Origin of the sequence: Trichocoleus sp. ST-U2 (genome assembly GCF_039961875.1) — a bacterium.
Classification (GTDB): Bacteria; Cyanobacteriota; Cyanobacteriia; order Cyanobacteriales; family FACHB-T130; genus FACHB-T130.
Genome location: NZ_JAMPJY010000016.1, coordinates 24464 through 39828 on the forward strand (window position 1 = coordinate 24464; position 15365 = coordinate 39828).

The following is a 15365-nucleotide window of genomic DNA, read 5'->3' on the forward strand; positions in this document are numbered from 1 at the left end:
TACCCAGAAAGCCCATTCAGCCATGTTCGTAAAAGCCAAGTCATTGCACTCCTACGATGCGATCGCCTAATCCCGATCGATATTCTGAATCAGACTCACCGTCCGGAAATCCACCGGGTAGCGAACCGCTAACGGTGGAGCAGGCAATTGCCAATCTCCGCCATGAAGATTTAAGTCTCCGCTACTATGCTGCCTGGTGGCTGGGTAAATTCCGCGTGCGCGAGTCTGCTGCTGTAGAAGCTCTGATTACAGCTTTGGAGGATGAATCGGATCGGACAGAGCTAGGTGGATACCCCCTCCGTCGCAATGCCGCACGAGCGCTAGGGAAACTAAGCGATCGCCGAGCCGTTCCAGGGCTGATTCGTTGTTTGCGCTGCTCCGACTTCTATGTTCGAGAAGCCGCAGCTCAGTCTTTGGGAATGCTAGGCGATCGCACCTGCATTCCGGAACTGATGCAACTGCTAGAAGGGGGTGTGGCAGCCGCTCTGCCAGTACCAGGGCGACCCCATCTGACACAACCCTATGAAGCAGTGCTGGAAGCCTTAGGAGCACTTCAAGCGGCGGAAGCAACTGCTCAGATTCAACCGTTTCTGGAGCATCCTGTCGCGCGGGTGCAATATGCAGCAGCGCGGGCAATGTACCAGTTAACGGAAGATTCCGTTTATGGGGAACGCTTGGTTCAAGCATTGGAAGGCAGCGATCTGCAACTGCGCCGCATCGTATTATCAGACTTGGGTGCGATTGGTTATCTGCCAGCAGCGGAAGCGATCGCCAGTGCTGCCACCGAAAATAGCTTCAAACTCATTGCCCTCAAAGGGCTGCTGGAACACGTACAGGCGCGAGCGATCGCGTCTTTACACCCAGATGAACCGAATTCGCTATCTGCTGACGCCATCAGGGTGATGACCCTGATGGATGCTTTGTTATAGTCAATTGTCGTTTTCTAATGGCTAATCGCAAGTAGCAAATGGCAATTAACAACTAGCAATCAGTAAGTAGGTAGACATAACTTAAACAGCACGTAGCCTATAGGTAGGGTGGGCACTGCCCACCCATTGCACGGCACGGGTGGCAGTTCCCACCCTACTGCTTCGTTTATTTATGCTCAGCTACTTAACAAATGGCAATTGACAATTCGCAATTCGCCATTGACCACCGAGCGCCGATGATGGACTAATGACTGATTCGCCCCAAGAACTGATTCGTGCCATTGAACAGGCAGATTCCCCCGGACGTTTGGTGGCGTCAGTCCGAGCCTTAACTGCCGCCCGTCTAGAAGTTGGGATTCCTACCCTGATCGCCGTCTTAGGTTATAACAACCCAGGAGCGGCAGTAGCAGCAGTAGAAGGGCTGATTCAGTTAGGGGAAATCGCCGTACAACCCTTGCTGGAAAAACTGGACGCCTATGACTACGGTGCCAGGGCTTATGCGATTCGTGCCCTAGCCGGAATCGCCGACCCCCGCGCTTTAGACATCTTAGTAGAGGCAGCAGTCACCGACTTCGCGCCCAGCGTTCGCCGCGCTGCTGCGAAAGGGCTGGGAAACCTCCGGTGGAACACGTTGAATGCCCAACAGATTCAAAGCGCGATCGCTAGGGCATTGGAAACCCTGCTGCTCATTTCTCAAGACCAGGACTGGGCGATTCGCTACGCCGCTGTCGTCGGCTTGCAAGCACTCTCCACTCAGTTGGAAGTCCGCCCGTCCATCCAAAAGCGATTAGCGGAAATGGCTTTAGATAATGACCCAGCAGTTCGTGCCAGAGTTCAGCTGGCTCACCAGTCATTAGTGATGAGTCCTTAGCAAAGGCCCATTCGTCTTTTATTCATGGACTCATCACTAACAGCTAACAACTAACAACTAACAACAAAAAATATGCCAATTCCACTTCTTGAAATTACACCAACCACGCAGAATCAGCGTGTAGAAGGGTACGAAGTACCTGATGAGGACGACGCACAGATTTATCGATTGACAGATGCAACCTCAGACACGGCAATTAATGACTTGATCTGGGCTGCCTACCGGCAAATCATCAGCGAACATTTAATTTTAGAAAGCTACCGCCAACCTTTTCTAGAATCTCAACTGCGGAATCGAGCCATATCCGTGCGCGAGTTTATTCGAGGATTGGGCAAGTCCGATGTTTATCGGCAGTTGGTGGCAGACACGAACTCCAACTACCGCTTAGTTGACATCACTTTCAAGCGGTTTCTGGGACGCGCTACCTATGGCAAAGACGAGCAAATTGCTTGGTCAATTGTAATTGCTTCCAAGGGATTGCATGGCTTTATCGATGCCGTTGTTGATAGCGAAGAATACCGCCAGAACTTCGGCGATGAGATTGTACCTTATCAGCGCCGCCGGTTTAACGAGCGACCCTTTAACTTGGTCAACCCCCGGTACAGTGATTACTGGCGCGGTCGCATGATGGGTCTAGATACTCGGAGTTACTTCCAAGTGGGGGGTCAAAACGCAACGGGTAAAACCTCGGTTCGTCAAGCAATTCCAAACAACTTCTTGGAAATGGCTCGGAGTATTGCCCCTAGCGAAGTCAACTACCAGCGCACCAGAGATCGGGTACTCTCTCAAATTAAAAACATGGAGATTCCCGACACGAGGAGCAAAGCTGCCAACTTGCAACCTGCTGTAGGTCGCACCGACGTAGCCCTTCCTTACCGCTACCTTTATCCAACGCCCAAAGCCTAAAGGCTAATGGCTAATTGTTCATGGTTCATGGCAATTAGCAATCCAACAAGATAGGAACTAACAATTTACCTATGTCCATCCCTTTGCTTTCATACAAACCCAGTTCGCAGAACCAGCGAGTATCGGGTTACGAAGTGCCAAACGAAGATACTCCCCGGAGTTATCGCCTTGAAAACTGCATTGACAATAGCGACCTTGAAGAATTAATCTGGGCAGCCTACCGTCAGGTTTTCAGCGAACACGAAATCCTCAATTCTTTTCGTCAGGTTGACCTAGAATCTCAAGTGAAGAACCGTGCCATTACTGTGCGCGACTTCATCCGAGGTTTGGCGAAGACTGAGGGATTTTACCGCTTGGTTGTTGAGAAAAACTCCAACTATCGAGTCGTCGAAGTTTGCCTCAAACGGATCTTGGGCAGGGCACCCTACAACAAAGACGAAGAAATCGCCTGGTCAATTAAGATTGCCACTAAGGGACTGAGCGGCTTCATTGATGCCCTAGTCGATAGTGAGGAGTATCAGTCTAACTTTGGCGACAGTACGGTGCCTTATCAGCGTCGTCGCTACAAAGATCGACCCTTTAACTTGGTGACGCCTAGCTACGCCGATTACTGGCGCGATAAGGAAGAAAGTGCACGCTACAAATGGGGCAATGTGCAAAACTTCTTGGATATGGCACGGGCAATCAACCCGAAAGCTGTCACCAATACTGTTACCGTTAACACGGCTAACATCAAAATTCCCGACATGACACGGGATAATACAGCGCAAGAGACACGAGTCTCGATTAACTCGCAAGTAAGTTTTCCTCTCCGGTAGCACGGGGATTCCATCGACCAGAGGATACCCCGATGCTGGAAAATAGGAAGTCTCAACCACTTTATAAGGGAGATTTTTAAATGGCACTGCCATTACTTGAATACAAACCAACCACCCAAAACCAACGAGTTAAGAGCTTTGGAAAAGCGGATCTTAACGAAGATACCCCATACATCTATCGCGTGGAAGATGCCAATTCACCGATAGAAATGGAGCAGCTGATTTGGGCGGCTTATCGCCAAGTCTTCAGCGAGCATGAAATCCTCAGATTCAACCGTCAGATTACCCTAGAATCTCAGCTGAAAAATGCGACGATTACAGTAAGGGAATTTATTGCTGGTCTGGCGAAGTCAGAGGCATTTTACCGTGTGGTTGTCTCGGTCAATAACAACTATCGCCTTGTAAACATTTGTCTCAAGCGTTTTTTAGGTCGGGAGCCTTACAACAAAGCCGAAGAAATCGCTTGGTCGATTAAAATTGCCACTTTGGGCTTCAGCGGTTTTGTTGATGCCTTGGTGAACAGCGAAGAATATACCGACAACTTTGGGGACTTCACCGTACCCTACCAGCGCAAGCGGATGGAACAGCGTCCTTTTAACCTGGTGACGCCTCGCTATGGCGAAGACTTCCGCGAAAGTGCTGGCACAGTCAAGACCGATTGGCGCTTCACTGTGGAGAAGTTCTACAGCCGCAAGAACCAAGAACGGCAACTTCCCGAAGGCGATCCCCGCCGGTTCCGCGAGGTTGCGGCGTCGCTCAGTACCAAGCGCAACTACCCACAACGGGTCTCTGCGTTTGACATTGACTACCTCAGCCGAGTGCCCGTGCGTGGCAACCGCTAAGGGATAAAGTGCTAGTTTCCTAGACTGCTTGCACTTCTGATAAAACTAAACTGTGGCTCTGATTCCTGCTCTCAATACAGCTAGATAATGTCCTATAAAGACATCTAGTCGTTAGAGTGAGCGGTCATCAGAGCCACAAACTTTTTGGGTGCATACGGCATAGGCGATCGCCTACTCACACCTCATCTAGATTAATCCCCATTGAGCGCAATCTCTCTGCTAATTGCTCTGCTCTAGCTTGAGCCGATTCTTTCTGTTATTGCTGGTTGCTAAGGCGTAGTATCTCTCGCACTTCTACTAAAATTTGCCCCAACATATTCTTGCCACTACCATCAGCACCGCAACCCCAATAATAATCACCAGGTGCATTTTCAACAATTAACTCATCGCCTGTAGAAAGTAATTCTTCGCGAATGTCGGCATGAGTCTCAAATTTGCGTAGCACGGCTTTTCGCATAATGTCATCTTTTACCTGTTCCCAATCGGGACGCAGGGGCCGCGATCTCTCTCGTCCCATTCTCGCCGCATCCTTCGGTGTCTTTACCTGGCGAATTTGGTCAGCGTGAGGCGTTCCAACAAACTTTTGCGCTTGAAAATAATGTTCGCTGGTAGGCCAATAAAACCCATCTAATTCAAAGCCGTGAGGCGAAAAATTAGAGAAACAACCATATTTTTCGCGGGTCCTGTAAAAGTAAATAGTCATTGGAAAATGTGTAAATTTTAGCTGAGTAAAGACTAAATGCTAAGCTGCTACACAAGATAGGAAATTTAAATTTATGTATCGGATTCTTTGGATCTTTTCCTTAGATGTTTAGCCTTTTTCTGCAATTCCTGAAAATAGTCCGACTCTGTAATTTCAGCTACCTGACGCGCTGCTTTGGCTTCATCAATCTCGATCCGGAGTTCCTGTAACTGTTGTTTCAGGCGTTGTTCGCGGGCGTAAATTTCACGCGCCATGCTCTCGAAAACCCGCCCCATCTGTCCCAATTCATCGGCACGACGGGCAACATCTTTTAAACTTTCTAAATCGAATTCCTCAACTTTATCGGAAGTTGTACCAGCAGTAATTTTTTGAGCCAGCTTAGCCATGAGTTTAACTGGCTGAACAACAGTTCGTTTTAATAAGTAATTAATTATAAGCACGGCAAAAGTAAAAATGCCGAGAAAAATTCCGATAATTAGGAAAAAAGAACGGTTGGCTCTCTCAAAAACTTGCTCGGCGGGGACATAGATGACTTGAGCACCAATAATTTCATTTAATTGCCAACCAAAACCGTTTTTACTGCCATAGGTTTTTATCAAATTCTTCGGCGCTGCGGCTGGAGTCGAATGGCAGCGGAGACAACTCTCTTGTTCAATCGCAATCGGTAAAGCTTTATAAAATACTTGCTTGCCAAATAAAGAGCGAAAACCTGAGATTTCTTTCGTTTCTGGTTCGTTGCGAAAGCGGTTTACAATTTTGTCTTCAAAGTTATCTGCTTTATCTAGCAAATTTGTAGGATTCAGAGTAGCATCTTTGTAGAATAAATCTTTATATTCTCCTTTCTGACGTAAACCTTCAAAAACTTCTCTTACAGAAAAGCTAGGAATTGTTTCAGGAATAAATTCTGGTTGAGCTTCTGCACTCTGCGCTAAGAGAGGACTAATCTGAGTATTTGTATAGTCTCTCAGTGAGTTCATTGTCTCCATGAGAACTACACCTTTAGAGATAATTTCATTTTCGGCTCTGTGCTGAAGTGCCTTAGACAAAGCAATCCCACTAACAACAATCCCAAAGATAAAAACTAGCGATAGAAGTAAGGTGAATTTGGTACCCAGCTTGAATTTATTCAACATGATTATTTTCCTGTTTTATCACAATGAGCGCCCAGTATCTTTGATTACAGGTGTCATTGAGGGCTAAAATTAAGGGCTTTAAATGACATCAACGCAAGAGTATTGTTTAAAAGTTCTTTACCCAATACGGCAAGAAATTCGTGCTTTGTAATGCGCGATCGCTGACTATTTCTGGTAGCTATAACTTTATCGCTAATAAATATTCACTGACTGGAGCGATCGCTTTTGAAAATGGACGAATGCGATCGCAGCCAAAGCATCTCGACCGAGTGCGCGGTAGGCAGCATCCAGCAGTTTGGCAGCAGCCGCTTCTCGTTCGGGATTCCCACCGGAAAGCCAGTGCAAGTCCCGACCGAATGCCAGCGCCTCAGCCGGTTGACCCTCGGCACAAGCTTCTAGTGCTGCCACAATCCAGTCTTGGACAATTGGTGCATCCCCTAAGATAGCGATTCTAATTACTTCAAGATCGCGCTGAGGGAAAGTTTCGGCGCTGAAGCCGGGAATTGCCACCCCCGCACCATCCTCAGTCGCAATCCTGGCACCCAGCGGTGGTTGCTTGTAGGCTTTCTCGTACAGACTTCCCATTTCAGGGCGTTCCGCGGTTTCAAACGCCATCACCGCATCGCGGAGTGCTGAGAGTCTAACTCGTCGATGCCGAGAATCGTTGTCATAGCGGTCATATTCCAGCTGAGAGACCGCTTTTTCGATTTGGAAGCGAACCTGTTGGAGCAATGTTTGACAACCGTCATCACAGACGGGAATGCCATCGTTGTTCCAGTAATACATCACACCCGTGGGCAGTTCTCTGGGGTCATCGTACCAAAGACCAAAATGCAGACCATCGCCGCCCCCGTACAGCAAAGTGAGAAACTCCGGCGGATCGCGGTAATAGCGGTAATGTAAGCGATGGTCAAGTTCTGCTATGGGTTTTCGTTGCAAACCTTCTTCAGTAAATAAATCAAACAAACCGCAAGGCGTTGCAATCCAGTGCATTTCTTGCCGCTCAATCGGAGTTAAGCTGAGCCAGAAAGCCCAGAATGCAAAAACATGGTCGGGTAAGGTCAAGCCGTGGGTTTGTTGTACCAGCGCTCGCACTCTTTCCACCAACGCTTGTGCTTTTTGTCGGGCGTCCAAGCGCATCTGCTCAATCGTGGCAGCATCCGGCAGATTTTCCTGACGCCATGCCATATATTCCGCTTTCCAGGAACGTTCATTTGCCGCTTGCCACAGATGTCGCCAGATATCCGTCCAATGACCTGAATCATCAGGGCATTCTTTAATTTGCTGACGCGCAGCTTTGTAGAATTCTTCGTGCCGATAGGCGTTTGGCGTCCAGCGTTCTGTTTCTGTTTCCCAGCGTTGTTTTGCCCATGAAACGCCATGTTCTGCGATCGCTGTAAAAGATGCTTCAAAAGCATTGAGCAAAGTCTGTCGTTCTACAGCAACTTTCGCTTCAAATTCTTGACGAAATGCTTGGAAAGCAGACCACTCGGCAACTAAATCATCCTCTGGTCGATCCAACTGCTTCAGCCACCAATTATCAAATTCCTCCTGAAGCATCTGGTCGATATCTTTTTCAATCTCGTCCCGGAAACGCGGACGGGGGTCTTCACCCAGTAGCTCGAATTGCTCTTGATTTAGGGTGATTTCTGCTTTGCGACCCAATATTTCGACTTCAACAACAATCTTTTCTCCAGGCTGCAACTTAACTACCACACCCTGAAAATCACTAAATGGGCCTGCGGTTATCGCTCCTACGCTTCCTGGTTTGAAATTTTTCATTTCCTCCCTCCTCACAGCATCGCCAAGCGGATGCGGGGTAAGCGCAGCGGTCTTGCAACTAGCACTCCTCGCTTGTCTGAAGTTCTCTTGTCAGGCTCTTAAACCATCTTAATTTTAATCTGATGACTGGCGGCAAATCTAAACTTTTGGGCATCCTTCTGCTAGGCTCGGAATCACTGCTATTGACTTTTTGTTTCCTGTACAGCCACTGACAAGCAATCGAGAATCAAAAATTAAATTTCATTGTTTTATGATTTTTATGATTGTAATTTTAAATAAAATTTTCTAAAAATGTTGATAATTAAATTAAATAAAATATAATTATTTGTTTATATAATTTTAGTTTAAAAATAGTTGTATTTGTTATTTTCACTATCCTAAAATTAAAAATTTCTATTAATAAAACTCAACGGTAAATACTGAAGTGCAAGCATTACGGTAACGCTCCGATCGCAAACTCCAAACTAATTTAAGCGTGACCCATCTCAACAATATTTTCCCACGAGGAAAACATTCGTAGGCAATTTCTACCTTCATGCTTAGCTCTGTAAAGCGCTCGATCTGCTTGATGTAATAAATCTTGAGAATCAACTAAATTAACAGCGCTAGCGATCGCGCCACCGATACTAATCGTAATGGGTAGCAGCAGATCGTTAGAAATCTTGAAAGGGCATTCGGCGATGCAAGAGCGTAAACTTTCACCATACTCTAAACCATTGTGCAGATTCAGTCCCAGGGTGATGCAGACAAATTCTTCACCACCATAGCGATACAACAGACTGCTAGGGCGTGCATTGGACTGTAGTCGTCCGGCGATCGCTTGCAGCACACAATCCCCCACTGTGTGACCATACGTATCGTTCACCCGCTTAAAATGATCCACATCAATCAGAAATACACACAAATAACGGTAGCGAGTATTCGCATCGCGGTTGCCGACTTGCCGCAGCATATGAGGCAATGCCTGATCCATTGCCCGCCGATTTAATAAACCTGTTAACTGATCGGTCAGCGACAAAGATTCTAGCAATTCATTACGGGCAGTCAATTGCTGATTCGCTTGTCGCAGTGCCTGATTCGCTTCGCTCAATTCTTGCGTTAACCGCTGCAATCGCAATCCCGCGCCCACCCGCGCCCGTAATTCACTCATATCAATTGGTTTTGGGAGATACTCATCAGCTCCAGTATCTAAACCCTCCACCCGGTCTTTTACATCCCCACGAATCGTCAGCAAAATAAAAAATGCCAAAGATAATTCTGGATCGGATTTAACCTGACGGCACACTTCCAGCCCATTGATGACTGGCATCATCCAATCACAAATAATTAGATGAGGGTGTAGCTGCTTTGCTTTCTTTAATCCCTCTTCACCATTAGCCGCTACTATGACTTCATGACCTAGAAGTTGGAGTGAGTTTTTGACGACTAACCGAACGCTAGGATCGTCATCAATAATTAAAATTTTTGACGTGGAACCAACCTGCGTCCCTCCAGACCGATTGGCGTGAAGAAGGACTGGAGTTTCACCCTCCACCCTCTCCCAGTCAATTATCTCAAACAAAAAAGATTGAATCTTTTGGAAATGATTTTCTATTTGAATTACCAATTGAGTCACTTCCTTAAAGTTTTTTTGTTGGCTCTGAAGTTCTAATCGATCGGCTAAATTTTTTAATTTGTTGACGCCAACATTCGCACTAGCACCCCGAATTTGATGGGCTTTATGTTCAATCACTTCAAAATTTTTAGAAAAAGTTGCTGATTTTATCGATGATAAGTTTACTTTTGTATCTTCTAAAAAGGCTTGTAGAATTTCGTTTCGCAATTTCAGATCCCCCAAGGTTATATCGTCTAAGCGATTTAAATCCACCCAGTCATTGACGCTTGACTCGTCCGGGTTGGCACTGGAGTCAACGGGAATAATTTTACTTGTTAAATCTATAGATGAGGAGGCAGATGAGGATGCGATTGCCTGCTTATTTTTAATAATAACTTCAATCCAATTTTCTAATTTAGCTGCCAACTCTTCCTCACGAACCGGCTTAAGTAGATAATCATCCATGCCGACCTTTAGACAGCGATCCCGATTTGCTTTCATGCCGTTGGCAGTCATTGCAATCAAGATTGTCTGTCGCGCATCACCTTCTAATTGACGAATTCTTTGTGCAGTTTCATAACCGTCTAGTATCGGCATCTGGCAATCGAGGAGGATTAGGTCATATTTTCCTTGGGATCTCATCCATAATGCTTCTTGACCATTAGCAGCAACATTTGCTTCATACCCTAACTTCTTTAACTGTTTAAATACAACCGTCTGACTCACAAGGCTATCTTCAACTAATAGAATTTTTAGGTATTCTTGCTTGGTCATAGAAATGATGAATGATTTCACTCTTGCCTAAATGAGCGGAAATTTATTGTCTGTATAATTACTTACATTAGCAGGCAATCTGGAACGTTCCAGCAGTTTCTTGCAATCGGCATTTTTGTGGATGTTAACAGAAAATTTGGGCGATCGCTCTTAGGGAAGCCATAACGAGGCAGGAGATATAGCGATCGCCCTCGATTTGAATAACTTTACAAATATGCATTGCTTTGAATACACCTGTAAAAATTAGAATGCTACCCTTCAAAAACGTAGATGAAAGCACCTTTACCCGAAAACGAACCAGAACGGATTCAAGCGCTACAGCAGTATGAAATCCTCGATACCGCCGCAGAACAGGCATTTGACGATCTGACGCTTTTGGCTGCACACATCTGCGGTACACCAATTGCCCTCGTCAGCTTAGTTGATACGGATCGGCAGTGGTTTAAATCAAAAGTTGGCATCACGGCTCAGGAAACTCCTCGTGATATTGCTTTTTGTGCCCATGCTCTCCTGCAAACCGACCTATTTGTTATCCGCGATGCATCCACTGACGAGCGGTTTGCCAATAATCCCCTCGTGACTTCCGATCCGAATATCCGGTTTTACGCGGGTGCTACTTTGTTAACCCCAGAAGGCTTGGCACTGGGAACTTTGTGTGTGATTGACTCCGTACCGCGAGATTTGAGTCCCCAACAGCGGGTGGCGCTGCAAGCACTCAGCCGGGAGGTGATGACGCAACTGGAGTTGCGACGGAATAATCGTGAATTGGCACAGGCGATAAAACAGCGCGACAAGGCACAAGAAGAACAGCTTCAATTCTTCACCCTGTCTCTAGATATGCTGTGTATTGCCGGGATGGATGGCTATTTTAAACGTCTAAATCCATCATGGTCAAAGACTCTCGGCTTCACCAATGAGGAACTGCAAAGCCAACCGTTTATCGAATTTGTGCATCCAGACGACCGGGAAGCAACGATTGCCCAAGTGCAACAACTTTCTACAGGTATAGATACAATTTCTTTTGAAAATCGCTACCGCTGCAAAGACGGCTCTTATCGATGGCTGTTGTGGAAAGCAACGCCCTTGTCTGAACAGCAAGCGATTTACGCAGTCGCTCATGACATTACCGAGCGCAAGCGTCATGAAGAAGAAATGCGGAATACCCAGACATTTCTGAACTCAATTGTCGAAAATATTCCCCACATTATTTTCGTCAAGGATGCTCAAGAACTTAATTTTGTGCGTTTCAATAAAGCGGGTCAAAAATTAATTGGTCGTAACCCTGAAGAGTTGCTGGGAAAGAATGACTATGACTTGTTTACCAAAGAAGAAGCAGATTTTTTCACCGCCACCGATCGAGAAGTGCTGGCAACCGGAAAAATTTTAGATATCCCAGAAGAGCGGATACAGACAAAAGATAAAGGTTTAAGAATATTACATACTAAAAAATTACCGATTTTAGATGCCCAAGGAAACTCACAGTATTTATTAAGGATTTCTGAAGATATTACCAGTCGCAAGCAGGCGCAGGAGGATCTGCGAAAAAGCGAAGAATGCTTCCGCTTAGTCGTAGAAGGGGTCAAAGATTATGCAATTTATATGCTCGACCCCAAGGGATATATTGTGAGCTGGAATGCGGGAGCAGAAAGGATTAAGGGATATCGAGCGGAGGAAATCATCGGTCAACATTTTTCTTGTTTTTATGAGCCAGGAGAAAATCAACAAGCGATCGCGCAAAGCGAACTAGAAATCGCGATCGCTCAAGGGAATAGCGTTGCCGAAGGCTGGCGCGTGCGGAAGGATGGTTCGCGGTTTTGGGCGCACGCTGTCGTAACCGCCTTATATGATGACGCTGGAAACCTGCGCGGATTCTCCAAAGTGACGCGGGACATTACCAACCACAAAAGGACACAAGAAGCATTAGCGCTGCAAGCCCGTCTCGCTCACTTCCGCGCCGAGGTGGATTCTGCCCTCACTCAAAGCGACACCCTGCAAAGCATTTTGCAGCGCTGCACCGAGGCAATGGTGAAGTATTTGGACGCAGCATTTGGGCGGATCTGGACGCTCAACCGGGAAGAGAGGATGCTGGAACTGCAAGCCAGTGCTGGGATGTACGCGCAGGTTGAGGGTTTATATCGCCGCGTTCCGATCGGCACCCTGAAAATCGCCAAAATTGCCCAAACTCGCCAACCCTACCTAACCAATTCTGTCGTAGACGATCCTCAGATTCTGGATAGAGAATGGGCGGTGCGGGAAGGAATGGTCGCCTTCGCTGGATATCCCCTGATTATTGAAGGCTCTGTGATGGGAGTGATGGCAATATTTGCTCGTCAACCCCTCAATGAATCTGTTCTCCAGTCGCTGGAATTTGCAGCGGACAGGATTGCCCTGTGGATCGAGCGTAAACAGGCACAAGAGGAATTAAAGCGGCAGAACTTGCGATCGCAATTATTTTCCGAAATTACCCTAAAAATTCGCCAGTCCTTACAACTCGAAGAAATTCTTCAAACCACCGTTACCGAAGTCAGAAAATCTCTCGCGTGCGATCGCGTAGTGATTTATCGTCTGGCAGCCGATAAAACGGGTACCATCGTCACCGAAAATGTCGTTTCTGGTCTGCCCGCCTTATTAGGGCAAACTTTCAGTGCGGAAATCTTCCCCGAAGCTTACCATGAGGACTACTGCCACGGAAAAATCAGGATTGTGGCTGACGTAGAAAATGCTGAGATTTCACCGTGTCATCGGGAATTTTTGCAGCATTTGGCAGTCAAGGCAAAATTAGTCATCCCGATCTTGCAGAAAAACGAACTTTGGGGACTGCTGATTGCCCACCAATGCACCTCACCCCGACAGTGGTCTAGCTTTGAAGTCGAACTGCTGCAACAACTCGCAGACCAAGTCGGTATTGCCCTGGCTCAATCCCAACTCCTAGAAGAAGAAACCCTCCAGCGCCAGGAACTAGAGATCGCCCGTCACCAAGCTGAGTCAGCTTCTCAAGCCAAAAGCGCCTTTTTGGCAAACATGAGCCACGAAATCCGTACCCCTATGAATGCCGTTTTGGGAATGACTGGGCTGCTTTTAGACACGCCCTTGACTACAGAGCAAAAGGATTTTGTTGAAACGATTCGCATTAGTGGAGATGCCCTGCTGTGCCTGATTAATGAGATTTTGGACTTATCCAAACTAGAGGCTGGAGAGATGGATCTGGAAGTTTTAGACTTTGACTTATCTACTTGTGTAGAAGAAGTCTTAGATTTATTAGCTCCCCAAGCTCATGCCAAGGATCTGGAAATTGCTGCCTTGGTCTATCGCAACGTTCCTACCCACCTCCAAGGCGATGTTGGTCGTCTGCGGCAAATTCTCACCAACCTGATTGGCAATGGCATTAAGTTCACCAACGCCGGTGAAATTGTGGTCAGGGCAGAACTACCATCAGACACCTCCCCTAATTCTCTTGGGAAGGGCGAATCAGAGGACGTGGTAACGATTCGCTTCTCTGTCACCGATACGGGCATTGGCATCACCCCAGAAAATATGAGCCAATTGTTTCAACCCTTTTCCCAGGTAGACTCCTCTGCCACGCGCCAGTATAGCGGCACCGGCTTGGGACTGGTCATCTGCAAACAGCTCGTCACCTTAATGGGAGGAGAAATTGGCTTTGAGAGCCAACCAGGGAAGGGAAGCAAGTTTTGGTTTACCGTGCCTTTCAAAAAGCAAGCGGAACGGATAACACCACCCATCCAAACTTCTACCAATCTAGCGGGACGGCGTCTGCTAGTAGTTGATGACAATGCCACGAACCGCAAAGTGGTTCGCTCTCAGGCGGCGCACTGGGGAATGCAAGTAGATGAGGCGGATGGTGCTGCCGCCGCCATGAGAGTTTTGCAAGAAGCTCTGGAGTGGGGAATTCCCTATGATGTGGCGGTGATTGATATGCAAATGCCCAACGTTGATGGCATTACTTTGGGCGAGCAAATCAAAGGAAATCCCATGCTGGCTAATTTACCCTTGATTATGCTCACTTCTGCCGATCAGCGAGGGGAGGCGCAACGGGCGACGAAGGCAGGATTTGCTGCCCATTTGATTAAGCCAGTCAAGCCATCTCGCTTATTGGATACCATTGTCTCCATCTTGGGGAAGCAAGAGGAACAGCGGGACAGAGGCAAAGAGGTAGGCAAAGAAGTAGAGGAGAAGAATTTTTCACCCCAACCTTCCCGAATTCCAATTCCCCAAAGCAAGTTGCGAATTTTGCTAGCTGAGGACAATCTGATTAATCAAAAAGTTGCCCTCAAACAGCTAAACACTTTGGGTTATGAAGCCGATGTCGCTGCGAATGGGAAGGAAGTCGTAGAGTTATTGGAAAAAATTCCCTATGACTTAGTTCTGATGGACTGTCAGATGCCGATTCTCGATGGTTATGAAGCAACGCGAGAGATTCGGCGGCGACAAGGAGAAGGTTCGCGCCGTACCACTGTCATTGCTCTAACCGCTAACGCGATGAAAGAAGACCGCAAACGCTGTCTTGATGCTGGGATGGATGACTATTTGAGTAAGCCAGTATCAAGGGAACAGTTAGCAGTGGTAATTGAGCATTGGACGAAAGTCATTTTTCAGGGTGCAAATGCCAGCAGTGGCGGTATTGCCACACGGGAAGATGTAGAAACGAGATTCTCGTCTTTACAAGATTTAGTGGATTGGGAACATCTGCATCAACTTTCTGAGGGAAGCAGGGAGTTTGAGTTGGAACTGTTGCAAATGTTCTTCACGGAAGTTCAGGCTCATCTAGAATCGGTGAAAAGAGCGATCGCTATCAATGACTTTGATAGTCTTGCAAAAGAAGCTCATCACATCAAAGGTGCGAGTGCCAACGTCGGAGTAGAGGGGATGCGAAGCAATGCCCAAAAGCTGGAGGAACTCGCCTCCCACTACCAACTTGCAGGAACGACTGAGATAGTATCTGCGTTAGAAACAGCGCTCAGCCGCATTCAATCTTGGGTTAAGGAAATTTAAGGA

General features: G+C 46.9%; 10 protein-coding genes. 6 read left to right on the top strand and 4 right to left on the bottom strand.

The features are described from left to right. The first annotated feature begins 56 nt into the window (after positions 1-56). The 5 genes from NC996_RS12895 (at position 57) to NC996_RS12915 (ending at position 4366) form a co-directional block, all read left to right on the top strand. Positions 57-929, top strand: a complete 873-nt coding sequence (locus NC996_RS12895; RefSeq protein ID WP_190429924.1) for a HEAT repeat domain-containing protein — start codon at positions 57-59, stop codon at positions 927-929. A gap of 247 nt (positions 930-1176) precedes the next feature. Beyond that, positions 1177-1800 carry a HEAT repeat domain-containing protein gene (locus NC996_RS12900; RefSeq protein WP_190682398.1) on the top strand — a complete coding sequence of 208 codons (624 nt, stop codon included), beginning with the start codon at positions 1177-1179 and terminating at the stop codon, positions 1798-1800. A 72-nt stretch (positions 1801-1872) separates the two neighbouring features. Next, positions 1873-2706 carry a phycobilisome rod-core linker polypeptide gene (locus NC996_RS12905; protein ID WP_190529577.1) on the top strand — a complete coding sequence of 278 codons (834 nt, stop codon included), beginning with the start codon at positions 1873-1875 and terminating at the stop codon, positions 2704-2706. Positions 2707-2777: 71 nt separating this feature from the next. Then, entirely contained in the window at positions 2778-3524 is a 747-nt protein-coding gene (locus NC996_RS12910; protein ID WP_190411792.1) for a phycobilisome rod-core linker polypeptide, read from the top strand. A gap of 80 nt (positions 3525-3604) precedes the next feature. Further along, on the top strand, positions 3605-4366 hold the full coding sequence (locus tag NC996_RS12915; RefSeq protein WP_190411791.1) for a phycobilisome rod-core linker polypeptide: 762 nt from the start codon (positions 3605-3607) through the stop codon (positions 4364-4366). A gap of 256 nt (positions 4367-4622) precedes the next feature. Here NC996_RS12915 and NC996_RS12920 read toward each other — a convergent pair whose 3' ends face one another. From NC996_RS12920 to NC996_RS12935, 4 genes are all read right to left on the bottom strand, one after another. After that, complete coding sequence (locus NC996_RS12920) at positions 4623-5069, bottom strand: NADAR domain-containing protein (RefSeq protein WP_190682401.1); 447 nt, start codon at positions 5067-5069, stop codon at positions 4623-4625. A gap of 71 nt (positions 5070-5140) precedes the next feature. Next, positions 5141-6202 (bottom strand): DUF3365 domain-containing protein, encoded by a 1062-nt coding sequence (locus tag NC996_RS12925; RefSeq protein ID WP_190682404.1) that lies wholly within the window; start codon positions 6200-6202, stop codon positions 5141-5143. 192 nt (positions 6203-6394) lie between these two features. Further along, positions 6395-7984 carry an ADP-ribosylation family protein gene (locus NC996_RS12930; RefSeq protein WP_190682408.1) on the bottom strand — a complete coding sequence of 530 codons (1590 nt, stop codon included), beginning with the start codon at positions 7982-7984 and terminating at the stop codon, positions 6395-6397. A gap of 469 nt (positions 7985-8453) precedes the next feature. Then, the gene (locus NC996_RS12935; RefSeq protein ID WP_190682411.1) at positions 8454-10352 is read right to left on the bottom strand and encodes a response regulator; all 1899 of its coding nucleotides are present in this window, start codon (positions 10350-10352) and stop codon (positions 8454-8456) included. A 270-nt stretch (positions 10353-10622) separates the two neighbouring features. Between NC996_RS12935 and NC996_RS12940 the strand changes: the two genes are divergently transcribed. Next, positions 10623-15362 carry a PAS domain S-box protein gene (locus tag NC996_RS12940; RefSeq protein WP_190682414.1) on the top strand — a complete coding sequence of 1580 codons (4740 nt, stop codon included), beginning with the start codon at positions 10623-10625 and terminating at the stop codon, positions 15360-15362. Positions 15363-15365 lie beyond the last annotated feature (3 nt).